Origin of the sequence: Bacillus sp. PDNC022, from assembly GCF_016919285.1 — a bacterium.
GTDB lineage: Bacteria > Bacillota > Bacilli > Bacillales > Bacillaceae > Bacillus > Bacillus safensis.
Window position 1 is genome coordinate 1,918,681 of the sequence record NZ_CP070345.1, and the last position, 22,713, is coordinate 1,941,393.

At 39.6% G+C, this 22,713-nt stretch carries 26 protein-coding genes, 1 tRNA gene and 1 pseudogene; 7 read left to right on the top strand and 21 right to left on the bottom strand.

What is annotated here, in order from left to right; translation table 11 throughout:
- Positions 1–123 precede the first annotated feature (123 nt).
- From trmL to queG, 3 genes are all read right to left on the bottom strand, one after another.
- Positions 124–597, bottom strand: coding sequence for a tRNA (uridine(34)/cytosine(34)/5-carboxymethylaminomethyluridine(34)-2'-O)-methyltransferase TrmL (trmL, locus tag JVX94_RS09965; protein ID WP_034282301.1), 474 nt, complete (start codon positions 595–597; stop codon positions 124–126).
- A gap of 43 nt (positions 598–640) precedes the next feature.
- The gene (locus tag JVX94_RS09970; protein WP_095408671.1) at positions 641–1,543 is read right to left on the bottom strand and encodes an amidase domain-containing protein; all 903 of its coding nucleotides are present in this window, start codon (positions 1,541–1,543) and stop codon (positions 641–643) included.
- 61 nt (positions 1,544–1,604) lie between these two features.
- A complete protein-coding gene (gene queG, locus JVX94_RS09975) occupies positions 1,605–2,753 on the bottom strand; it encodes a tRNA epoxyqueuosine(34) reductase QueG (RefSeq protein ID WP_041816180.1) in 1,149 nt (382 codons plus the stop codon).
- A gap of 83 nt (positions 2,754–2,836) precedes the next feature.
- On the opposite strand from queG, the gene JVX94_RS09980 reads away from it, so the two are divergent.
- Positions 2,837–3,433, top strand: coding sequence for a hypothetical protein (locus tag JVX94_RS09980; protein WP_240193748.1), 597 nt, complete (start codon positions 2,837–2,839; stop codon positions 3,431–3,433).
- Positions 3,434–3,531: 98 nt separating this feature from the next.
- Here the strand turns inward: JVX94_RS09980 and JVX94_RS09985 are convergent.
- From JVX94_RS09985 to JVX94_RS10040, 12 genes are all read right to left on the bottom strand, one after another.
- Positions 3,532–3,605: transfer RNA gene (locus JVX94_RS09985), tRNA-Gly, on the bottom strand.
- Between the two features lie 127 nt (positions 3,606–3,732).
- Positions 3,733–4,389 carry a hypothetical protein gene (locus JVX94_RS09990; RefSeq protein WP_205182917.1) on the bottom strand — a complete coding sequence of 219 codons (657 nt, stop codon included), beginning with the start codon at positions 4,387–4,389 and terminating at the stop codon, positions 3,733–3,735.
- 80 nt (positions 4,390–4,469) lie between these two features.
- Positions 4,470–4,751: a hypothetical protein gene (locus tag JVX94_RS09995; RefSeq protein ID WP_048240191.1), complete on the bottom strand. Its 282-nt coding sequence runs from the start codon at positions 4,749–4,751 to the stop codon at positions 4,470–4,472.
- A complete protein-coding gene (locus tag JVX94_RS10000; protein ID WP_205182918.1) occupies positions 4,748–5,653 on the bottom strand; it encodes a PqqD family protein in 906 nt (301 codons plus the stop codon). The genes JVX94_RS09995 and JVX94_RS10000 overlap by 4 nt, the downstream gene beginning before the upstream one ends.
- A complete protein-coding gene (locus JVX94_RS10005; protein WP_197198484.1) occupies positions 5,637–7,103 on the bottom strand; it encodes a hypothetical protein in 1,467 nt (488 codons plus the stop codon). The genes JVX94_RS10000 and JVX94_RS10005 overlap by 17 nt, the downstream gene beginning before the upstream one ends.
- On the bottom strand, positions 7,081–7,827 hold the full coding sequence (locus JVX94_RS10010; RefSeq protein ID WP_111291908.1) for an ABC transporter ATP-binding protein: 747 nt from the start codon (positions 7,825–7,827) through the stop codon (positions 7,081–7,083). Before JVX94_RS10010 ends, JVX94_RS10005 begins: the two co-directional genes overlap by 23 nt.
- Positions 7,828–7,942: 115 nt before the next feature.
- Positions 7,943–8,155 carry a hypothetical protein gene (locus JVX94_RS10015; protein WP_003211695.1) on the bottom strand — a complete coding sequence of 71 codons (213 nt, stop codon included), beginning with the start codon at positions 8,153–8,155 and terminating at the stop codon, positions 7,943–7,945.
- A 541-nt stretch (positions 8,156–8,696) separates the two neighbouring features.
- A complete protein-coding gene (ssuD, locus tag JVX94_RS10020; protein ID WP_095408051.1) occupies positions 8,697–9,839 on the bottom strand; it encodes an FMNH2-dependent alkanesulfonate monooxygenase in 1,143 nt (380 codons plus the stop codon).
- A 17-nt stretch (positions 9,840–9,856) separates the two neighbouring features.
- Entirely contained in the window at positions 9,857–10,687 is an 831-nt protein-coding gene (locus JVX94_RS10025; protein ID WP_205182919.1) for an ABC transporter permease, read from the bottom strand.
- Positions 10,684–11,661, bottom strand: coding sequence for an aliphatic sulfonate ABC transporter substrate-binding protein (locus JVX94_RS10030; protein ID WP_481748193.1), 978 nt, complete (start codon positions 11,659–11,661; stop codon positions 10,684–10,686). The genes JVX94_RS10025 and JVX94_RS10030 overlap by 4 nt, the downstream gene beginning before the upstream one ends.
- A gap of 29 nt (positions 11,662–11,690) precedes the next feature.
- The gene (locus tag JVX94_RS10035) at positions 11,691–12,458 is read right to left on the bottom strand and encodes an ABC transporter ATP-binding protein (RefSeq protein WP_205182921.1); all 768 of its coding nucleotides are present in this window, start codon (positions 12,456–12,458) and stop codon (positions 11,691–11,693) included.
- A gap of 164 nt (positions 12,459–12,622) precedes the next feature.
- On the bottom strand, positions 12,623–12,778 hold the full coding sequence (locus JVX94_RS10040) for an FbpB family small basic protein (RefSeq protein WP_048240183.1): 156 nt from the start codon (positions 12,776–12,778) through the stop codon (positions 12,623–12,625).
- A 265-nt stretch (positions 12,779–13,043) separates the two neighbouring features.
- Between JVX94_RS10040 and JVX94_RS10045 the strand changes: the two genes are divergently transcribed.
- Positions 13,044–14,336, top strand: coding sequence for a homocysteine synthase (locus tag JVX94_RS10045; protein ID WP_205182923.1), 1,293 nt, complete (start codon positions 13,044–13,046; stop codon positions 14,334–14,336).
- A 45-nt stretch (positions 14,337–14,381) separates the two neighbouring features.
- Here JVX94_RS10045 and lepB read toward each other — a convergent pair whose 3' ends face one another.
- Both lepB and ltaS read right to left on the bottom strand, forming a co-directional pair.
- Entirely contained in the window at positions 14,382–14,948 is a 567-nt protein-coding gene (gene lepB, locus JVX94_RS10050; protein WP_144469974.1) for a signal peptidase I, read from the bottom strand.
- Positions 14,949–15,102: 154 nt separating this feature from the next.
- Positions 15,103–17,046 carry a lipoteichoic acid synthase gene (gene ltaS / locus JVX94_RS10055; protein WP_048240180.1) on the bottom strand — a complete coding sequence of 648 codons (1,944 nt, stop codon included), beginning with the start codon at positions 17,044–17,046 and terminating at the stop codon, positions 15,103–15,105.
- Positions 17,047–17,586: 540 nt separating this feature from the next.
- Here ltaS and JVX94_RS10060 point away from each other — a divergent pair.
- The 5 genes from JVX94_RS10060 to JVX94_RS10080 all read left to right on the top strand — a co-directional run bounded on the left by JVX94_RS10060 (position 17,587) and on the right by JVX94_RS10080 (position 20,378).
- Positions 17,587–18,390 carry a DUF2262 domain-containing protein gene (locus tag JVX94_RS10060; protein WP_205182925.1) on the top strand — a complete coding sequence of 268 codons (804 nt, stop codon included), beginning with the start codon at positions 17,587–17,589 and terminating at the stop codon, positions 18,388–18,390.
- An 18-nt stretch (positions 18,391–18,408) separates the two neighbouring features.
- On the top strand, positions 18,409–19,098 hold the full coding sequence (locus JVX94_RS10065; protein ID WP_205182927.1) for a DUF1963 domain-containing protein: 690 nt from the start codon (positions 18,409–18,411) through the stop codon (positions 19,096–19,098).
- Positions 19,099–19,162: 64 nt separating this feature from the next.
- On the top strand, positions 19,163–19,432 hold the full coding sequence (locus tag JVX94_RS10070; RefSeq protein WP_205182929.1) for a hypothetical protein: 270 nt from the start codon (positions 19,163–19,165) through the stop codon (positions 19,430–19,432).
- A gap of 141 nt (positions 19,433–19,573) precedes the next feature.
- Positions 19,574–19,774 carry a hypothetical protein gene (locus JVX94_RS10075; RefSeq protein WP_095408043.1) on the top strand — a complete coding sequence of 67 codons (201 nt, stop codon included), beginning with the start codon at positions 19,574–19,576 and terminating at the stop codon, positions 19,772–19,774.
- Positions 19,775–19,835: 61 nt separating this feature from the next.
- Complete coding sequence (locus JVX94_RS10080; RefSeq protein WP_205182931.1) at positions 19,836–20,378, top strand: histidine phosphatase family protein; 543 nt, start codon at positions 19,836–19,838, stop codon at positions 20,376–20,378.
- A 34-nt stretch (positions 20,379–20,412) separates the two neighbouring features.
- Here JVX94_RS10080 and JVX94_RS10085 read toward each other — a convergent pair whose 3' ends face one another.
- The 4 genes and pseudogenes from JVX94_RS10085 to JVX94_RS10100 all read right to left on the bottom strand — a co-directional run bounded on the left by JVX94_RS10085 (position 20,413) and on the right by JVX94_RS10100 (position 22,710).
- Positions 20,413–21,117, bottom strand: a complete 705-nt coding sequence (locus JVX94_RS10085; RefSeq protein WP_205185543.1) for a hypothetical protein — start codon at positions 21,115–21,117, stop codon at positions 20,413–20,415.
- A gap of 45 nt (positions 21,118–21,162) precedes the next feature.
- Positions 21,163–21,833, bottom strand: a pseudogene (locus JVX94_RS10090) (phosphotransferase); the annotation flags it as partial.
- A gap of 140 nt (positions 21,834–21,973) precedes the next feature.
- Positions 21,974–22,243, bottom strand: coding sequence for a hypothetical protein (locus JVX94_RS10095; protein WP_024425351.1), 270 nt, complete (start codon positions 22,241–22,243; stop codon positions 21,974–21,976).
- Positions 22,240–22,710 (bottom strand): GNAT family N-acetyltransferase, encoded by a 471-nt coding sequence (locus tag JVX94_RS10100; protein ID WP_205182932.1) that lies wholly within the window; start codon positions 22,708–22,710, stop codon positions 22,240–22,242. The genes JVX94_RS10095 and JVX94_RS10100 overlap by 4 nt, the downstream gene beginning before the upstream one ends.
- Positions 22,711–22,713 lie beyond the last annotated feature (3 nt).

Here is a 22,713-nt window from a genome sequence, read left to right on the forward strand (position 1 = left end):
ATTTGCGGAACATCCTTTTCATTTAACATGTCAAAAAAAGTATGATTACGTCATATTTTTTATTCTTCTGTTTCTGATCTCATATAAAAAGCCGAGATCAGAATCTCGGCTTTTTTCATGATCTTATATGAGATCGCGATATTGCTGCTGGCGAAGTGCCTCATATACAAGAATGGCTGCCGTATTCGACAGATTTAGGGAACGAACATGCTCTGTCATCGGTAGACGAAGACAACGGTCCATATTCTGTTCAATCAAATCTTTTGGCAATCCACTTGTTTCTCTCCCAAAGACGAAGAAATAGTCTTCATCCAGCTGAGAGTAATCAAATGTCGTATGCGGCTTTTGGCCAAATTTTGTGATATAGAAAAATTGCCCCTTCGGATGAGCCTCAAACAATTCATCAAGTGAATCATGATAGACCACATTGGCATATTTCCAATAATCGAGTCCTGCACGCTTCAGCATTTTGTCATCTGTCGAAAAACCAAGCGGACGAATCAGATGAAGGGTTGTATTTGTTGCTGCACATGTACGCGCAATATTTCCAGTATTAGCTGGAATCTCTGGTTGATATAAAACGACATGAAGTCCCAAAAAAGTTCACCTCTAATTTTCTTTTCCGCTCAACATTATACCACTAACTATCCTTCGCGGCATCGTCCAAAATGTGAAAAAACATATAACGAATAGCAGGCGTATAGGCGGTCGAATCCTCGTATGACCAATAACGCATGCGGCAGTCATACGTCTGTGCATTCACAAGAGGCATTCCGCCTTTGTCATGATCAACAACAATGGTTGTATGATTATACCTTCCATCACCTTCAAAATCGTAGCAAATGACATCACCAATTTGAAGCTCGTGCGCTTCTTTGAGTTTCTTTGCTCTCAAACCCGCTTTCGAATTCGCTAAATAATTTTTCATCGAATGAGCCACCGTCCAGCTATAACTCCACGTATGCGGACGCACCCACCAGCCAGACCCGCGGTTCGGATATCCTCTCGTTGGCGCATTCCCTGCTTTCAAACATTGTGAAATAAAATTTGTACAGTTATCTTCAAAGTTTTTATAGGCTGGATTCCGCTTATTCCAGTATGTCTCCGCATACTGCACGGCTGCCCGCCGGTCATAGTGAAAAGCTCTGCCGAATTGTTCTTCGGTCTGAAAGCGCTCATCCATAAGCTCTTCCCTTTGCCGCTCTTCTAGCATCATCCGATCTTTGACAAGCATGTCGTTATAAAGGAACGCTTCTCTTTTTTCCACCTGTTCCTCTAAATAGAAAGAATCGTCTACATCCTTGCATACATAAGTGAGATGAGCAAGGTACTGCACATGTTGAGCTCCATCATCTTGTATGGCTGAATCGAGAAGTTTTGTTTTTGCTTTCGCCTTCACAATCTCAACCTGTCTTCTAGCAAAAAGCTCTTTTTTCCGCTCTACTGCTTCCACATCAGACATAAGCTGCGGCTGCTTGATTGCACGGTCATTGATTAAATACGCCAGCCTGTCTTCTAAAGTTTTCTCTAATAATTGTTTCACACAGACACCACCAAACATTATTTAAAATCTCTGTTTGGTTCATTCTATGTTCACAGGGATGTTATTTAGTATTTAAAGGTGTCTGCAGGAGCTCAATCCCTTTCACAATCTCCTCTTTTGCTTCTTCATCACTTTCCCGTTCAAGGGCTTTTTCCAGCTCTGGAAGCTGCTGATCGTCGCCAATTTTGCCAATTGCCCAAGCAGCAGTTCCCCGAATGACCGGTCTTGGGTCCTTGTGCATCAACTCAATTAACACTGGTAAAGCAGATGTATCTTTAAAATGAGCAAGTGCCAAAATGGCATTCCGCTGAATGGGCTTTTTCCCCCGCCATGAACCTGAAACATGACCGTATTTTTCCTTAAACTCACGATTGCTGATCGTCAGAAGCGGCTTTAACAGCGGCTTCGCAATTTCAGGGTCCGGCTCCATTTCAGGATGCAGATGAAAGTCTTTTCCTTTATTGATCGGGCAGACGATTTGGCACGTATCACACCCGTACAATCGATTCCCTATTTTCGAACGAAACTCATCAGGTAAAAATCCTTTTGTCTGCGTTAAAAATGAAATACACCGCTGAGAATTCAGTTGTCCTGGATTCACCAGTGCACCCGTTGGACACGAATCCACACATTTATTGCAAGTTCCGCACTGATCTTCAATTTTCTCATCCGGTTCAAATGGGACATTTGTGATCATTTCAGCCAAATACACATAAGATCCAAACTCTGGCGTGATAATCATACAGTTTTTTGCACTAAAACCAATGCCCGCACGTTCCGCTACAGCACGATCAGACAATTCTCCTGTATCCACCATTGATTTTGTCCTTATATCGACATGCTTGCTTCGCAGAAATTCTTCGAGCATATCAAGCTTTTTTTTCAGCACAACATGATAATCCGTTCCCCATGAAGCCCGGCAAAAGATTCCCCTTCTCGCATCTTTAGTACTTCGTGGAGCATCTTTCATTTTGGAAGGATACGCGAGCGCTATCGCAACAATTGATTTGGCCTTCGGAAGCAGCAAAGAAGGGTTTGTCCGTTTTTCAATATCAGGCTCTTCAAAACCTGACAAATACCCTAACGATTCATGTAAGATGAGGCGGTCCTTTAATGAATCAAATGTATCGGCACTTGCAAAACGAATTTTATCGACACCAATTTCTTTCGCATATTGAATCAATTCTTCTTTTAATTCTCCAACATGAATCACCTTGCAAACCTCCTTTCTTTGTTTCTTCTGTTGTTTTCAGTATAATACGAGTGTATCATGACCGATTGGAGTGAGTCACTGTGAAGATACATATGGAAATTTCTCATCCTCAAAACCCGTCTATCCATGTTGGACAGATTGAATATTCGCATATTGAAGTGGGTACATCACCTCAAATGTTAAAAGGCCGCTTACGCCTGTTTCAAGAATCTTTATTTTTTGAATACGAAGATAAAGTCTTAGAAGAAGTACCAGCAATCAAAGAATGGACGGATATTTTAAAAGACGTTCCTTTCCTTCCACTTCTTTCTGACATCCAAAAGGAACAATTTATTGACTCGACCAATTCCGTACAGGATTTGTCGATATTTTTCTCACTAAAATATTTCTTACCCATCCTGACATTAGATGCCGATCGCATAAAAGGACCGCTATCACTGGCAAAACATGAGGCTGGTCACATCGAATGGCAGGACGGCGCAGGATTGAATGGATTATTTTCTCAAGCAAGTAAAGCACAAATTTCTCAAGACACAAAGAACATTCTTCAAATCATCCTTTTCCCGCCATCTATTTCCCGGGAAAAGAGTGAAGCTCTTATTCAATCCTTGACGAAGATGTTTGTACAAATACATGGCGGAGAAAGCAAATATGAACTCATTGAAAAAGCACTGTAGCCTGACAGTGCTTTTTTACATTATACTGACATAATAAAAAACGCAACACTTCGTTTATCTAAGAAACGAAATACTGCGTTATAAACAAAATTATGTATTGGAGCGGGTGATGAGAATCGAACTCACGACATCAGCTTGGAAGGCTGAGGTTTTACCACTAAACTACACCCGCATCAATCTTTTAAAAGCAACGTCATCGCGTTGACTTTTATTATGTTACAACTTTCTTAACAATTCGTCAAGAGAATATGAAGATTTTTCGTCAAAAAACTTCATATTCTCCGTATATATTACGATAGTTATTTATCTAGCTGGATATAAAATAAGGATGCATGTGACTTATTTTTCAGCGCTTGCTTTGGATTCTTCTGAATTTCCTCAATCAATGGTGAATTTCCATCCTTCCCCATTGCCGCTGTATACGCAATCAGCGCCTTTCCTCCAGAAGCAACTTTGACAGTTTCAGATTGTGCAGAAAATACATAGTCACTTACTTTGAACGGGAAGCTTGATGTCGCTTTCGTCATTCCATCATTCTTTTTATCTGACCACATACTAAATTGTGATTCATATGTATCTTTCTCATGATGTAATTGAAGAAGTACATTCACCGTTTGGTCGGTTCCATTCTGGTGTAAAGTAAAGGTAGCAGATGATGCTTCCTTATTCACTAATCGTCCATTTTTATAATGATTCCCGATAAACGTAATACTCTTATTCTTCTTCGTTAATCCTTTCAGTGTCAGAGCCACCTTTTCATTAGTCGTTGCTGCTTCTAGTAAGTTTTTTTCTTTTTTTGAGAGTTTCATTTGTTCGATGGTTACTTGGTTTTTAGTGGCAGGCTCTGTTTTTATTGTCGAAACCGTCTTTTCGGTTGTCGTGGTTTCTTCGTCCTTCTCGCCGCATCCTGCTAATAGAAAAACTGTGAAGATAAGAATGCTCCATTTTTTAAACATTGTGATCCCCTTTGATGTTTTTTATTTCTTATTATACAAAAATTTGGTTGATCATACCAAAAAAGATTAGGAGAATTCTCCTAACCTTTTGCTTTTTTCTGTTTCATAGCTGATAGGAATGCCACAATGAGAAAACTCGCAGCAAAAATCACAATCATATAAATAAAAAAGTTTGGCTTGATCTGAAAAGTAAACGCGGACGAGCCTTCCATCTCAAAAGCGAGACTGTTAAATAATAAAGCATCATTCGTTTTTGATTGAAATAAATGATAGAACAGTACGCCGATTGTCAGCATTGGAAAGCCTAAGAACCCTAGAAAACTACCAACTATCGCGCCTTGTTTCATCGCCTGTACGTTCATGATCGTTGTCCTCCCATTCCTCCAAGCAATAGCTGCTTCATAATGGACTTACCATCCCCCATAAACGGAAGAAGATAGAGTAATTGAATAAAATACGTGATTGAAAAAATGAAAAAAGCGGTCGAAACCGGGTTTTCTTTTAGAAATAAAATGGTCACAACGATGCCTGCTGCGCCAATCACACCGGGAACGAGCGGTCCAAGCAGCGTAATCCATACCTGCTTTTTCTGAAATGGATCTAATACGGGTCTTACAAATTTCACTGACATCATGTCACTCGCAAAAAAGCCTTGAGGACCATCTCGCCCTGCAAATTTTCGATGCGCATAGCCATGTGCCGCTTCATGTAAAGCGGTCCCGGTAATTAACCCGAAATAAATAATCGTAAAATAAATCGCAATGGCTGCAATCGACGGATCGGGAATGAATAAAAAAGCGATCCCTGCCATGACCATGAAAAGCATCCAGAAAAAGATGATTTTACGCGTCACCATGAGCAAAGCCGTCCCAAAAATGTGAAGGAACGAGTGACCAGTGCAATCAAATCGTTCCTTCATTTTGACTTGATACTGCTTGAAAAATTGACAGCAGGCTGTCACAATCCGATATGGTGAATGATAATGAATAGACAGCAAGTGATGCTGATTCAATCCCGTCATCAGCTGATAAAAGTCACGAGCAATCACCGACTCATCGACCTGAAACAAATCAGCGAGCTCTGCGGTAATACTCGCTTCTGTTCTTTTACCGTCCACTTTCGTTAACATATGATAGGCACTTTCATTGATCGGGAGTGTGCTTCCATACTGCGTATCCGTGAGATGCCTCTTTTGTAAGGTCACATACGGCGCTAGTGCCGGCACCCGCTCAATCTTTAGCTTATTGTTAAGAAGTTGAATCATGTGAATACCTCCATGAAAAACCTTTGTATATGGCAAAGATGAGCAGACCCTCAAATGCAGCCACAAGCAGCCACTGAAGCGCTTGACTAGACGCCCCTATGACATAGTTCCCAATAAAAACAATCGGAATCATGAGTAAAATAAGCGCTCCAAATGAAAAAATGCCTGTGTAGGGATTGTTTCGATCAAGAGGAAGTAAAATACCTACCACATAAAAAAGCGCAGTGGCATTGCATAAGACAGCGGCACCAATCAATACGTGCCAAATCTGATCAGGAAGCGTCAGCGTTGTCAGCATGAATAAAACAATTTGCAGTACACCAACGAGCAGAAGGCCGATAAACTTATACAAAGCTACTTCCCACGATCTCAGGCCAAATGTTTTATACATCCCCAGCATTCGTTTATCATTGCCAAACGAATTGAAAGCTGTTAATCCAGCAAGAGCGCATAGAACAAAAAATGCTTCTTCTTCAAATCGGAATCCAAACTGATAACGGACAAATAAGATCACAATGAGGAGAATAAGAAAATTTAAAATATTTTCTTCATTTCGCACCTGTGACTTCATTTCCTTCACAATAAGCGACCATTTCTTTGAAGAAGTGAACGGCAGTTTGTGTAAAAAGGTTAACGCTTTTTTCTCTGCCATAATCGGCATCATCGCAAGAGATAGAAATGCGCCGCCTGCCGATAAGAGGATGAACAGAATCAAGACGGCATAATTTACCCCTTCAGGAGACATTCCTTGTCCCGCTAGAAAAAACGGAGCTGTAAAATACATCAAATGATAATCAAACTGTATATATGATTGCTGAATTTGGCTAATATCAAAGTGCGTCAATCCATACGCGACAACCAGTGCCAATAAAACAAATATCGCTGCAAATTTTTGCAACGGTAATTTTAATTTCAGAACGAGCAAATAAGTAATATTGTAAATAAACTGCAGCAGCATTAAGACAAAAAGCGACTGCAAAAGCACCATCAAAAAGAAAGTAAAAATAAAGAAAATACCAATTCCCTGGGCAATAAAATTAGGTAAAAGCAGAATGCCGATAAAAAATAAAACAAGCCCTGTCACTACTGTCACCATCGGAATGAAGTAACCAAAACTTTTCTGAAAGGTAGAGAGCGGGAACCAGCTGAGCTGCATAGAAAACCGGTCTTGTTCAGGTGTTCTAACCTTGATCAAAACGAATAACAAGCTTGTAAAAATGGAGGCATTAATCGCCATTGACACGACGAGTAATCCGAGTGAACGTTCATCTCCGTTTAAGAAAGCCTTCATAAAGACACCCGTAAAGCTGTATCCGATAATGGCTCCCATTGTGACGGCAAACAAAAAGAATAAGACCACAATGATCCGCTTCGTTTGAGTATCAAAGAGCTTATACATCTCCTGCTGCCACATTTTAAGCATCATTTTAGAAATGATTAATGATTTCATCAAAATGTGCACCCCTATCACTTAACATTGAAGCTTTCAGAAACACCTGTTCCAGTGTGCTTGATTGATACTTCTCCTTTAGGGCTGAGACCGTTCCTTCATCCATTTTATTTCCTTTAGAAATAATGGCGATTTTGTGGCACAGCTCTTCCGCTGAAAGCATATCATGCGTTGAAAGCAAGATCGCACCATGGTGCTCGGCATACCGCTTCATCAGTTTCTTTGTGTTTATAACCGCTTCAATATCAAGTCCTCTAAAGGGCTCATCCATGATCACCAATTGACTATCAAGCATAAATGCTGCAATCAGCTGTGTCTTTTTTTTCATACCATGTGAATAAGTTTCGATCGGTCTTGATAAGGCCGAGTCCATATCAAACAGTTCAATTAGTTGATTTCTTCTGTGAATTGTTTTACATTCATACATAGAAGAAACAAAATCTAAATATTCAGCACCAGTCAATGCTTCAGGGAGCAGCAGGTCATCTGGAACATAGGCTACTTGTTTTTTAAAGGATGGTTCATCATTTGTGACGTCCTGCAAGTGAATCCTTCCTTCTGTATGCTTAATAATGCCGAGTATACAGTTAATCATCGTTGTTTTACCCGAACCATTCGGTCCAGCAACAGCAACGATTTGATGAGGGTCGATCTTTAAATGAAAATCATTGACAGCAGTCACGTTATTTTTATACGTCTTGGTTAAATTCTCAATCGTAAACATATAACCTCCAAGTGTCTGCATATTCTTTAAAAACAGATCAGGCTAAACCGCCCGCCACAGACGGTTTAGCCCTGGTGTCTTATCTAAGAAGTAAAAAGATGAATCCTAAGTATAGCTACTTACATTCAATTTGGACTTTTAAGCCACTTTCCCACTGAACGGCTCCTGTAAAGCTACCCTTGCCGTTTGCTAAACACCAAACTGCTGCTCCTAGAACAACTGTTGCTCCCAATCCAAGAAGGACAGCAACAAATACTAAGAACCAAGCTTGGTCCATAATAGCAGGTTCCATAGTGGAATAGTCAACTTGCGGCGCTGCATAAGTCATACTTTTCACCTCCCAGCTTATGATGATCGTATCATAGGCGTCACACTCCAAACATCTACAGAACATCCCATTTTTGACCGAACATACATTTGATTAAAATGTGACTTTTTATTCAATTATTCACTTTCAACTGCTCAAACCCTCTCTTATTTACTAGATTTCGACACCCTATAAGAACCACAAAACCCATATAATGTCAATTTGGCCATCTTTTTTCTTTCTTTTTTGAAATAGTTCATATTTATCATCTGTGATATATGTTCTTTCTTTTTTGTGAGATAGCAAGAATTCCCCCGATATATCAGATATAAAAGTCCTGATTATATGTCGCAATAACGTCAATTATGAAATATTTACTGATAATTCCGATAAAAGAGTGAGCATATTTTCCTTCTTCTCTTGGCTCTGAAAATATGTATATACAAGAAAATCGATTGGGAAAAAAGCCCTTGCCTTTTTTCAGCAGCACACAACATATGACTCGCTCCTTTCTATGAAAAAAAGCAAAGCAGCCATCGCAGACTGCTTTGCTTTTTCATATTTATGAGGAACTAGCAGCAGAGGCTGCATCTGGAAAATGATTGTTCCCAATGATTTCACCAGCTGGCACAGAGAGTCCTGTATCCCCTGATCTCTTGAATGGAAGGAGCGGGAAAACAAGCTCTGCTAAATAATAAGCTTCTTCTAAGTGCGGGTATCCAGAAAATATAAATGTATCAATGCCTAGCGACTGGTATTCTATGATACGATCTGCTACTGTTTGCGGGTCTCCGACGAGTGCTGTTCCTGCACCGCCGCGTACTAAACCAATGCCTGCCCAAAGATTTGGGCTGATTTCAAGTTTGCCTTTCCTCCCTTGGTGCAATTCCACCATTCGTCTTTGACCTACCGAGTCCATCCCCTGTAACACTTTTTGCGCCTCATCAATTGTTTTTTGATCCAAATGACGAATCAGATGTTCCGCTGCCTGCCATGCCTCCTCTTCGGTATCTCTCACGATCACATGAAGACGAATGCCAAACTTCACCGTTCTTCCTTCCTTTTCAGCCTGTTTCTTCACTTGAGCAATTTTCTCTTTTACTTGTGCAGGCGGTTCGCCCCAAGTTAAATAAACATCTGTATGCTTGGCGGCTGTTTGAATTCCTGCTGATGATGATCCGCCAAAAAAGACTGGTGGATGGGGTGTTTGAGCTGGTGGGAATAACAGCCGGCCATTCTCCGCTTGTAGATGTTTGCCATGAAATTGTACATTTTCTCCTTTCAATAACCGCTTCCATATCGTCAAAAACTCTTCTGCTGCCTCATAGCGTTCATCATGAGAAATGAACAGCCCATCCCCTTCAAGCTCCTCTTTACTTCCCCCTGCTACCACATTAATCAGCAGCCTCCCGCCTGAAAGACGATCCAATGTAGAAGTCATTCTAGCAGCAACAGACGGCTGCATCAGCCCTGGTCTAAGAGCCACGAGGAACTTTAAATGAGTTGTTTCAGCAGCTAAAGCAGCTGCCGTCAGCCATGGATCTTCACATGATCTCCCAGTAGGCAGCAGGACCCCTGTGTAACCAAGCTGATCAGCAGCTTGAGCAATTTGTTTAAAATATGGATAGTCTGCCTGTCTTGCTCCTTTCGCTGAACCTAAATAACGGCCGTCTCCATGCGTTGGAATAAACCATAAAATATTCATGACATCGCCCCCTGTTATTATTCACCTTGATAACTAGTGCGCCACTTGAGCAGACGCTTTTCTAACAGACGTACAAATGAATCTGTCAGCTTACCTACTACTGCAAAGATGATAATTCCTACAAACACTTTATCCGTTTGAGAGAATTGCCTTGCATCCATAATCATATAGCCGACGCCGCTGCTTGAACCCATCAACTCAGCTACCACTAGTCCAAGCCAAGCAATTCCTAATGACAGCCTCACGCCCAGAAGAATATGAGGAAGAGCAGCCGGTAAAATCAGCTTTGTGATGCTTTGATACAGATTAAACTCTAAGGCGCGGGCCACATCAAACAGCTTATTATCTACACTGCGAATACCTAGAAAAGTATTAATATAAATCGGAAAAAAAGCCCCAAGTGCAATCAATAAAATTTTCGCCGTTTCATCAAAGCCAAACCAGAGGATAAATAAAGGAGTGACCGCTAAATGTGGAACGGTTCTCAGCATTTGCAACGTCGGATCTACATACTGCTCTGTTTTTTTAGAAAACCCTACGCATACGCCCAGCAAAAGACCTAAACCACCCCCAAGTAAAAATCCACATATCGCTCGATAAAGGCTGATGTAAAGATGACCAAACAGTTCACCAGAACGAAATAAATCTCGAAAAGATTCTGCAATCAAGACAGGCGCAGGAAGTACAGTGGAAGAAACGATTTGAGAACCAGCTATGATCTGCCAAACCGCAATAAGTAGAACAGGTAATACCAGTCCCTTTAACTTATATAAAGAAGAAGCTTTGCTCCTTTTTTTCTTTGACCGCTCAATTTTAGATGCTAAAGCCGGGTTCGAAATAGCTTTCATTTACTCATCTCCTCTTTTAGCATTTTTTCAATAAACGAATTATCTACAACCTGATTGACATCAATTTTCCGCTGGATCGCCTTTGTTTTATATTGAAAATCAGCGGTATGCTGCTGAGCATTGATGATCTTCTTCGAAATGGGCTTATTGAGTGGTTCCGTATTGTTTAATACTTGTGTAACGACCTTCTTATCTAAATTTTTTAAACGCGCATATAGAGTAACAGCCTCTTCTGGATGTGCTTTCTGCCACTTCACCGCATGGTCATATACCTTTAAGAATTTCACTACTAGTTCAGGATGCTGATCAGCAAACTGAGTTCGAACAAGTGTGAAACCTGGAGAATATAAATCGGTCGCTTCCCCATTCACCAGCAGCTTTGCTCCTTTCTTTATCGTTTCAAGTGATAAGAACGGCTCCCAGATCGACCAAGCATCAACGGACCCATTTTCAAATGCTGATATCGCTTCATCTGGCTGTAGCTGAATGATCTGAACATCCTTCGCAGATAAACCTGCCTGATCTAATACTTTGTATAAAAAGTCAAAGCCGCTGCTCCCTTTAGCGACAGCGATTTTTTTCCCTTTTAAGTCTTCTACTTTTTGAATCTTACTGTTCTTATTCACTAAAATACCGTTCGCTTTCAGCCCATCCTGAGATAAACCAATTTCCTTAAAATTAATACCAGCTGCCTGACCTGATATGACAGGTGAGTTTCCAACTTGCGAGAAATCTAATTGATTTGCAGCAAGTCCTTCAAATTGGGGAGGACCACTTTGAAACTCCACCCACTTTACCTTCACTCCTTCTTTTTCAAATGATTGTTCAAACCACCCTTTTTCCTTTGCTAAAAGCAGCGGGCTCAAACTTTGCTGAATCCCAATCCGAATTTCTTTCACCTTGTTTTCTGAGCCGTCTGCTGCTTGACCACACCCTGCTAAAACAAGTAGAAGACTCAAAAAAATCATGATCATTTGTATCTTTTTCATGCGATTTCCCCTCCCTAAATCCCTGATCCATCAGTTAGTAACAATTCATCTGTTTTCTCAAATTCCGAAAGCACCTTTTGTCTTAAATGTTGAAAAGAGGTTGACGTTCGATCACGCGGAAAAGGTAGATTTACAGGAAGAATTTTATGGATTCGGCCAGGTCTCGCTTGCATTAGCACAATTTCATTTCCTAAATAAATCGATTCATCAATATCATGAGTTACGAGCATCATCGTTGTTTTTTTCTCCTGCCAAATGTCCAGCAGCACATCCTGCAAGTGTTTTCGTGTGAATGCATCCAGCGCACCAAACGGTTCATCAAGCAATAAGATCTCCGGATCACGAAGGAGTGCTCTCGCAATGGCAACCCGTTGCGACATTCCTCCTGAAAGCTCATGTGGATAAGCATGTTCAAATCCTTTTAATCGAACAATTTCAATCAATTCATCCACTTTACGGCGTACATCCTGTTGTTTTAAATTGAAATTGGCTGCTATGTTTTCTTCGATTGACAGCCATGGAAACAGGCGGTGTTCCTGAAAGATAAAGCCCTGTTTCATTCCTGGTTCTGTAACCCGTCTGTCTCCTATCAAAATTTGTCCATCATACGCTGTGTCGAGCCCACCTATGATTTTTAGCAACGTACTTTTTCCGCATCCACTCGGACCTATCACTGTTACAAATTCACCTGGAATCATGCTCAATCTTAAGTCTTCAAGAACCCGAATGGTCTGTTTGTCTTTCCAAAAGGATTTATCCACAATATCAATTGAAATCGTCATTGAAACCCTCCACTCCTCTTGCGATCAGATAAATACACAGAAAGGCCCTTATCCCAAAAAAGAGATAAGAGCCTTCGCGTTGTCCGATCAGCTAATCATATTGATTTGTTAGCACCATCCTAAATCATACTAATCTTATAAATCAACTCAATTTTATAAAATGGTTATTTTGTCCTTGTATGCTTTTCATCGATTCGATCGTAAATCGCTTCTATTCGTTCCTTGTTACTGTAAATCTCATATTTGTTGCGCTCAATCAATATGTCTAGTGTGATATCCATATGTTTTCTGTATTTTTTTCGTTTTTTCTTTTTTTCCATCTTCATCATCCTTTCTCATTCAAATAAAAAAAGGCTCTTCACTCATATTTGAGTGATAGAGCCTTCGGTTGACCGATCAGCCATTCTTGTTCGTGTTTTCAGTATGCTCATGTTAATACACACTATTCCTACCTGTCAACTACATTTATTGTTTTTTCAGATTTATCTAAAAAATGATTGACCAAGCAAGGAACAAGATTTATAGTCTTATTAAATATTTCTTATCAAAACAGTTGGTTTTATCTAACAAAAGGAGGATACACCCATGTCAGAAGAACGTCCATTTCGTTTAGAAACAAAAGCCATTCACGCAGGTCAGGAGCTTGATTCAGCGACCTATTCAAGAGCCGTGCCTATTTACCAAACGAGCTCCTTTGGTTTTAGAGATAGTGAGCATGCAGCGAATTTATTTGGTCTTCAGGAACCGGGAAATATTTATTCACGTATTATGAACCCTACAAATGACGTATTTGAAAAGCGTATCGCTGAGCTTGAAGGTGGAATTGGTGCACTTGCTGTTTCTTCTGGACAAGCAGCGACGACTTATTCTATTTTAAACATTGCAGGAGCCGGAGATGAAATCGTTTCCTCAAGCAGTCTTTATGGCGGCACCTACAATTTATTTGCCCATACACTCAAAAAACTTGGAATTACAGTAAAATTCGTCGATTCATCCAACCTTGAAGAACTCGAAGCAGCGATTACTGACAAAACAAAGGCAGTGTATGCAGAGAGCATTGGGAATCCAAAAGGCGACATTTTACATATTGAAGCCATCTCAGCCATTGCACACAAGCATCATATCCCGCTTATTGTGGACAACACACTCGCCAGCCCTTATTTATTAAGACCTATTGAGTTCGGTGCTGACATTGTTGTCCACTCAGCGACGAAATTTATTGGCGGTCATGGTACATCAATTGGCGGTGTCATCGTTGATAGCGGCCGATTCCCTTGGGCTGACAGCGATAAGTTCAAAGGGCTGACTGAACCAGATCCAAGCTATCACGGGCTGACATATACAGAAGCAATTGGAGAAGCGGCTTATATCACAAAAGCACGAGTACAGCTCTTACGTGATTTAGGGGCAGCTCTGTCGCCATTCAACTCATTTTTACTTCTGCAAGGTTTAGAAACATTACACCTTCGTCTTGAGCGGCATAGTGAAAATGCTTTGAAAACAGCACAATTCTTACAGGATCATCCTCTTGTCGATTGGGTAAGCTATCCGGGCCTTGAAAGTCACGAATCCTATGAGCTTGCTCAAACCTATTTACCAAAAGGACAAGGCGCGATCCTCACGTTCGGTATTAAAAGTGGACGCGAAGCAGGTAAAAAGCTCATTGATTCTGTGAAGCTTTTCTCCCATCTCGCAAACGTGGGCGATTCTAAATCTCTCATCATTCATCCTGCCAGCACAACGCATCAACAATTAAGTGAGGCAGAACAAAAAGCAACAGGTGTCACACCAGAGCTCATTCGTTTATCTGTTGGGACAGAAGCGATTGAAGATATTCTTGCAGATCTTGAACAGGCGATTACAAAAAGTCAGTTCTGAATGACATAGAAAAAAGCACACAGCTGTGTGCTTTTTTATTGTTTATTATTGATTGAGTAATCGAATGTCTTGGAAAGGATAAAATACAAATGAGGTAGTTCCTTGAATATCACGCTTTGTAAAAAGACCTAAGCCGTTGCGGCTGTCCATTGAATTTTGGCGATTGTCCCCCATGACAAAGTACTTTCCTTTTGGAACAGTAAGAGGACCAAAATCAGGTGTCAGCAAGGTGCCATCTGCAGCTGCTTTCTTTTTGTTTGACGCTAAGTAAGGCTCCGCCACTTTTTTTCCATTAACATATAGCTGATCATTTTTCATTTCAATTTTATCACCAGGTAAACCAATCAATCGTTTGACATAATGGGTGCTGCGGTCTTCCCCATCAAGAACAATGATCTGGCCCCGTTTATAATCACCGAAATAATCAACTGTTTTATTCACAAACACCCGCTCTGTATCATGCAATGTCGGATACATAGAAGATCCTTTGACAATGTATGGCGCGAATAAAAAGTTCCGGATGATAAAAACAGCAATAAATGCGATTAAGATGGCTTTGATCCAGCCCCATAATTCTGATTTCTTTTTTTGTGTTTTTGTATTTGTTGTCATAAGCTCCTCCTGAATTCCCCAAGGACGAAATGTGTGTCACCAGCGTCAGCCGGCATCACGCTTGTTTCTCCCTAAATATAAACATATTTTGCCAACAAATCAAGCAATGAGAGAGAAAAAGGCAAGCACCTTTCTGTGCTTGCCCAAAACTCAGTTAGTTAGCAGAAGAATCCGCTTCTTTTTCTTTGTTTGCTTTACCATAGAAATAATCCGATGGATTCACTGGTTTGAAATCAGATAACTTATGGAATCGAAGAAGATCCCTGTAGAGCACTTTATCTGAAAGACTTAACTGATTATCAACACGGGCTTTAATCGCCTCTGTCTTTTTATTTTGTTTCACCACTTTACCCGTTTTCGTATCATAAACGGTATTATCGACAAGTGTATATTTCGGTGTCACATAGTTTCCATTACGGAAGGCAACGGTCTGATCATGCTTTTTAGAGAATAGGTCTGTTCCAAAATTCACGAATTCATTTGAATCGATACCTTGTAAGTGAAGAAGTGTTGGCATAACGTCGACTTCACCACCATACGTATGGTTCACGCCGCCCTGCTTACCAGGGATACGAATCATGAGCGGTACACGCTGGTTTTGTGCATTTTGATAAGGAGTGATTTCTTTCCCTTGAATTTCACTCATTGCACGGTTATGGTTCTCAGAAATACCGTTATGGTCACCATATAATAAAATGACTGAGTCTTTATACATACCTGATTTTTTCAAGTCTTTGAAGAATTGCTCTAATGACTCATCTAAATATCTTGCTGTTTGGAAATAGTTATCGACTGTTTTATCGCCCGTTGTTGCCTTAGCGATTGTCGCATCTTTTTCATCTAAATTAAATGGATAGTGATTTGTCAGTGTCATTAAATGTGCATAAAATGGCTTTTTCATTGATTCTAGCATTGGAATTGATTCTTTGAAGAACGGTTTATCCTTCAGACCCATATTCACAAGGTTTTCTTCATCCATGTTGTAATAAGAAGCATCAAAGAATTGATCAATTCCCATATGTTTATAAATCGTGTCACGGTTCCAGAAAGATTTATAGTCCCCGTGAAGCACTGCACTCGTATAGCCTGCTTTTTGATCTAGGATGGCAGGTAGTGATTGGAAGGTATTTTCACCCTTTGTCACAAATGCTGCTCCCTCTGGCAAGCCAAACATACTATTATCCATCATCAGCTCAGCATCTGATGTCTTCCCTTGACCAGTCTGATGGAAGAAGTTATCGAAATACGTAAAGTCGTCTTTCCCATGAGCCAGTTTGTTTAAGAATGGAGTCACTTCTTCTCCATTTAATTTGTAGTCAATTAAGAAAGACTGGAAGCTTTCTAAATGAATTTTAATAATGTTTTTGCCTTTTGCTTTACCAAAATACTCTGCATTTGGCTTCGCATAGTGAGATGACGTATAGTTCACAACATCCGTTAAATCTTCACTGCTTGCATTTGCTACCTGTGTTGCGTTTTGTGCTGCTTGTACCCCGTCATAAATCGTATAATTATAAACACCTAAGTATTTGACAACATACTTATGATCAAAGGTTCTCGTTAATAATTCTGGACGATCTTTTTCAGCCAAATGAAGGTTTACAAAGAACAGTCCAATACCTGCAGCTACAATCAGCAGAGCAAACGTCTTTTTCATTTGGAACTTCTTCACTTCTGGTCTCCAAATGACAATCGCAATCAAGATGATAATATCAAGGAAGTACAAAAGGTCATGCGGCTTAATGCTTGCTAACACACCGCCAGTCATGCCTCCCCCAAGATTTCCTGCCTGTTTCATTGTTGAGAAAGTCAAAAAGTCATCAAAGAAACGGTAATACGCTACATTTGCATATAAAAGTGCGGTCATAATAAAATCAATAACAATTAAAACAATGGCAGATTTACGCCCCTTCAAAAAGAGAGCAAGTCCAAAAAACACAATGGCTGAACTAAATGGATTTAATAAGAGAAGCCCCTCTTGAAAAGAACCCTTTACTCCTAAATTAAAGTCCATTTTGTAGGCTGTGTACGATTTTGCCCAGAATAAAAGGACAGCCAAAACAAAAAAGCTATATTTGTTTGCAAATATTTTTTTCATAAAACCTCTTCTTTCTTATCATCGTTCTGATATAAATGAAATCATAAAAAATTTACATTCATTTTGCAAATGTAAATCTTCTTCACCAAGCATGCCGATGCTCTGTCTCCGCCGGATACATGCGCTCCTTTAATATAACGAATGAGAGGCATCATAAGTTTCAAAAAAAATACGAGTAAATAAAAGGAAAAATATCCATTTACATTAAATTTACGCACACTTCATGTTTTAGTGGATGAAGAAGGTTTTGTAAATCACTCAGTATTACTTTACTTTTTTCATCTATTCGTGTCAAAGTAATTATAAAGAAAAGGAAGAATAACCTAGGCTTTTCGACTCACTTACCCAAATTTATACAAAATTCGAGCCATGCTTCTTTTATTGTGACTCAAGCTCCATTAATCCATGTACCTCCCTAAAAAAACAGTTTTAAACAAAAAAAGCTTGATTTTCCCTACTGATGTGCGGTGTGATTAAGAGGTAGCTTTTAATCATATCATCCTTATGTTCATGACAAAAAATCAGGCTGGAGGACATCACATGAAGATTAACAAACAAATCAACACTTTTGAAGAGAGATTTTCAGAAGATGTAGTCACTATCATTGCTGTTACAGGACCTTCTGGCGTAGGGGCAGGGAAAGCAGGACAGGCACCTCTTTGGACCGCTTCTATTCCACTGATTGCTTGGAAAGAAAACGGCCATATCATAACCGAAAATGTAAGACTTTGCTGGTTAACAGATGACGAGGGATTACGGGAAAAACAGGCACAATTACATAAAGAATCAATCGTTACACTTCAGGTTCGAAAAGGCGAAAGTGAATTCATGCTTGTATCTTTGATCGATACAGACACAAAGGATCAAGCGCTTCAAGAAATCTTAGAAGAAGCCCAAAAGCCTGTGTTTTATCATGATGATACACTCGGAACCTTTGAGTTAGTGAAAGGACTAGACTTATTTGAAAAGACGATTCAATGGAGCAATGAAGAGTGCCTTCTCTACTTCAACCTCGAAGAAGATGAAAAAATAAATGACTCTCTTCGAACAGCAAACCGACTCATGCAAGAACAGGCCAAATGGGATTCTTCTATTAAATCATTTGCTGCGAATCAGCTGATAGATCTAGCAAAAGATTGGCAAGAACAAGACGAATCAGCTGATAAGCAAGAAGAACTCACACTGAATCAATTTATAAGCCGCATTTCACTTGAAAGCCTGCATGTTTACCCTGAGGGAGAGTTTGAAGTCTACTATCATGACGGTGAATTATTTTGGGGACATGTCATTATTGTCACAGGAAATATAAATGGCACATTTCATGATGCACACATTGCAGGCTAAAGGCTGGAGGGACAATCCATGGAAATCAAAGCTTTTCAACAATTAAATCTAATTGGGAAAACGCCAGCCATCGCCAAAATTGGCGGCTTCCGTCCTGAACCAGCTGTACACAGCTGGTTTGCCGGCCATTTTTTCATCGATCCTCATCAAGGCTGGCCGACAGATCAAGATGGGGCCATGATTCCGATTTTACAAATTTATTTACCAGAAGTGCCAGGAGGAATGAGCGGCTTCAATGAATGTAAGATGATTCAAATCTTTCTCAACCAGAAAGCACTTCCGATTGATATCACCAAAAACGGCGAAGGCTGGAAGCTCATTGAATATTCAACAATCGAAGAATTAGAAGTAGTTGAAACTCCTGAAGAAGTGAGAGGACTCAAACCCTTTCAAATCCAATGGAACAAAAGTGAGCAAAGGGACTACCCTTGCTGGGAAGAAGCATGGTCATATGTGGATCTAACAGAAGTAAACGAAAGTGAAGAAGCGACGGACCACTTCTTTAATCAATACACAAATTATTCGTTCACAAAAATCGGTGGATATGGGGCGTATATTCAATCCCCACCCCATCAACAACAAGGCGAATTCATGCTGCAAATCGCCTCAGAAGAAAAACCTCGTTTCATGATTGGTGATAACGGCACGATGTATTTCTATTACAACAAAGAATTAAAAGAATGGTTTATGCACTGGGATTGTTTCTAACGTTTATTGAATGAAACCTTGCCTTCTCCTAAGCGTAATGAATAATATGAAAGGAGGAAGCAAAATGGGATTCATTTTAGACATCTTTTCACTTGCTGTGTATATCCCTTTTCTACAAGTGGATGAAGAGGATATCTCAAGGAACGCAGTACATCTCAAAAAATATAGCTGGTTTCAAGCACTATTACATGATCAAACTTTCAGGGACCTCATCATTTATCATCCCGATGTTCGACGTGTCATAGGCAAGTTTAAAAGGGAGAAACTCCATAAGAAGCAATACAACTTAAGATGCGAACGTAAATTACTACAAGCATTACAACGCGCAATGTAAACTGACAACAAGAGCCGCACTTTCCTGTGGCTCTTTTTTATCAATTGAATCGTTCCTTTTGAAGAAAACATTTGACGCCTGGACAACTCTCCCCGTATATTATGTATAAATCCATCTTTTTTAAAGAAATGGGGGCCTCACATGCGCTTGTTTAAGAACTGGAGAAAAAAGCAGCAGCCTGCACAGCAAGTCACTTCAGAAAAGCAAGAAGACAGCATCCCAATCAACTTCTCCACACTTCCCTTTGGTACAGACACCGTCGATGATTTTTTGTTCAACCTAGACCTGACCTCTAAGCTCACAGATCCCTATAAAGAAACAGATACGAACAAGCTTACCTAACCTTCGTAAATCCTCATCCAATACTGGATGATTTTTTTATACTCAATGAAAGGTGTATCCAATGAAAACATATTATATCGTCAGACACTGCCAAGCAGATGGACAATCTAAAGATGCAGCTTTAACGCCACAAGGCATCACTCAATCTTACGAACTCGCACAGTTTTTTTCCAGCATTCATCTCAATCAGATTATCTCAAGTCCTTATAAACGAGCGATCCAAACTACTGAGCCCCTTGCTCATGCAAAACAGCTCGAGATAAAAATCGATCAGCGCCTCTCTGAACGTGTATTAAGCAGTAAGCCAATAGACAATTGGTATGAGAAGCTAAAGCTCAGTTTTACAGACTTACATATGACCTGTGAAGGCGGAGAATCGAGCCAAGAAGCCATGAATCGTATTGTAGAAGCACTCCATGAACAAATAAAATTAGAAAAAGATCATACCCTATTCGTCACACATGGCAATATCATGAGCCTGCTTCTTAAACACGCCGATCCAACGATTGGATTCGAAGAGTGGGAGAAACTAAGCAATCCAGATGTCTATATTCTGAAATATTTTAGTCCAGGTCATATAGAAACAAAGCGAATATGGCATTAAAAAAACGGCAGAATGAACTCTGCCGTTTTCTCATCTATTGCTGATAATAAAAGGCCTCTACCCACTCATACGGTTTCTTACGCTCCGCACACCATTTCATAAAACCTCTTGTTTCCGTTTGCTGAAACGCCATCCAGTCCGTTAAAAGCTGGCCATAATAGACGGCTTGTTTTTGAACATTGGTTCGAGTTCTTTTATCTTGAATCAGCATCATAACACTTTCAATCCCTTGAATTCTCTCTTGATCTTTCTCATAGGTGCTTAAATAAAGATCTTCATGTATATGATGAAACGAATACCACAAGGCCGATAAATAGACTTCACAAATTTGAACAATCACACGCTGTTCCTTGCTGCCCCCAAGCTCTAGTGCCTTCAATAAATGAGGCAGCCCTTCTCCCTGATGCACAAACAAGCCTTTCCAGCGATACGGTCTCACATCCATAGGATCAACATTCTCCCACGTTTGAAAAACAGGCTGGATCACCCCATTTACCAGCGGATACACAAGCAGATGATGACCATCCTCAAACCGTTCAATCCACTCAAACAGCCAAGCAGTAAATTCACGCTGTACTTCAAAATCGTTCTCTTTCATCTCTTCAATAAAGGCCTGAAGAACGTTTAGCGCATCTTTACGCAGGCCCTGTTCTTTTCTCACACAGTACTGTCTAAAAAGAGGATAATCATTTACTCCCTCGTCTTGAATGATAGCCTGTAATATCGTCTTCGTTTGCATGTTCACAACGCCGCCTCTTTACATTCATTCTTTTTTCTTTCAGTTTTACATCCATTCTTTTCTATGTTCATGAATAAATTGAATGTCTTTTTGATAATGTTCAAGATGTCCTTCATGAATCATGTCTTGAAAAGCGATATCACCCTCACTCGCTTTTCGTTTCATATACTGACATAATCCTTCTAAACGCAGCAGCAGCATCTCCAAATAATCTTCTGCTATTTCCTCACCATAAGCTTCAAAAAATAGTTTGACTCTATCCTTTATCTGGTCTGCATGTTCTGATGAATGATAGTTTACGATGTCTCCTGTTTTGGTGCGAAAAAACCTACTGATAGGTACACATGTATACAGAGTATATGCGATATCCCAAAGTCTTGGACCAGGAGCAGCTACATCAAAATCAATGATACCTACTGGTTTTTTATCTTTGAAAATGATGTTGTACATCGCAAAATCATTATGGCATACAACCTCTATTTCTCCAGGCGTATTGTCCATTCGTTCCCAATTGCCTGGAATGGAAAAATCACAAACAGCATCATGATACAGTCTAAGCATTTTCGCTATTTCTTTTAAGACTTGGTGAGAGCACATGTATTCTTTTAAGGGATCATGGCCAGCTACGCCATCAATAAAGGACAATCAATCCCTAAATACCTTGGAGCATAGGAGAAATTCTTTTTTTCTAAATGCTTTAGCAGCTTTCGTATATTGATATTGCTAAGAGAAATAACATGATTCTATTTTTTAATAGATTTATATTTTAAATCTCAATACTTCATTTAACACAAAAAAAACGTTTCACCACAAGAGAGTAACGTTAGATTGGCGATAAATCCCGCTGACAAAACTTTTAAGAGATACCTGTGGTCGGGGTCGAGCATATTCCTTCTTTATACACTAATACATCCGATACATTACATGTTACTCGTTTCCCTTGTATATCCCAAGAATGAGATATTTCATCACGAACATACTCATAAGCAAGTTTTGTCTTTTCAATTTCAGTTTGAGCCGGAATAAAAAGTTCATCTACTTTCGACCTAATAATAGTATTAGTATAATTGACTTGGTTTAATTCAAGCAAATAATCTTCTATTTTTTCACTTCGATAATTTTTCAACCTAGTTTTTTCATCATTGAAACAACTTTTATACTTAAACCATTTGGCTTATGTACAACTTCCTCATCGTAGATGTAATACCCCATTGAACTATATAATTTTATGTTTTTAGTCACGGTCATACGAACTTTGCAAAATATCGTAGTTAATTCTTTTTGTATTGCAAAATCTTCTAAAAAACTTAATAATTTTTTTGCAATACCATGACCCTGCATTTCTGGAATTACTGATAGTCTATAAAAATATAAACTATCTTCTTTTATTTTAAAGCGAACCATCCCAACTGGCTGATTATCAATATAACAAATTAAACTCCTCTCTCCGTCTTTTAAGGCAATTAAAACGGATTGCACAGTTTCCTTCAAAGCACTTGAAGGTGGCATTTCGTCTTTATACTCGATAAATGCATTTATCATTAAATCATGTATTACCGATGTATCTGATAAATTAGCAAACTTTATCTCCAAATA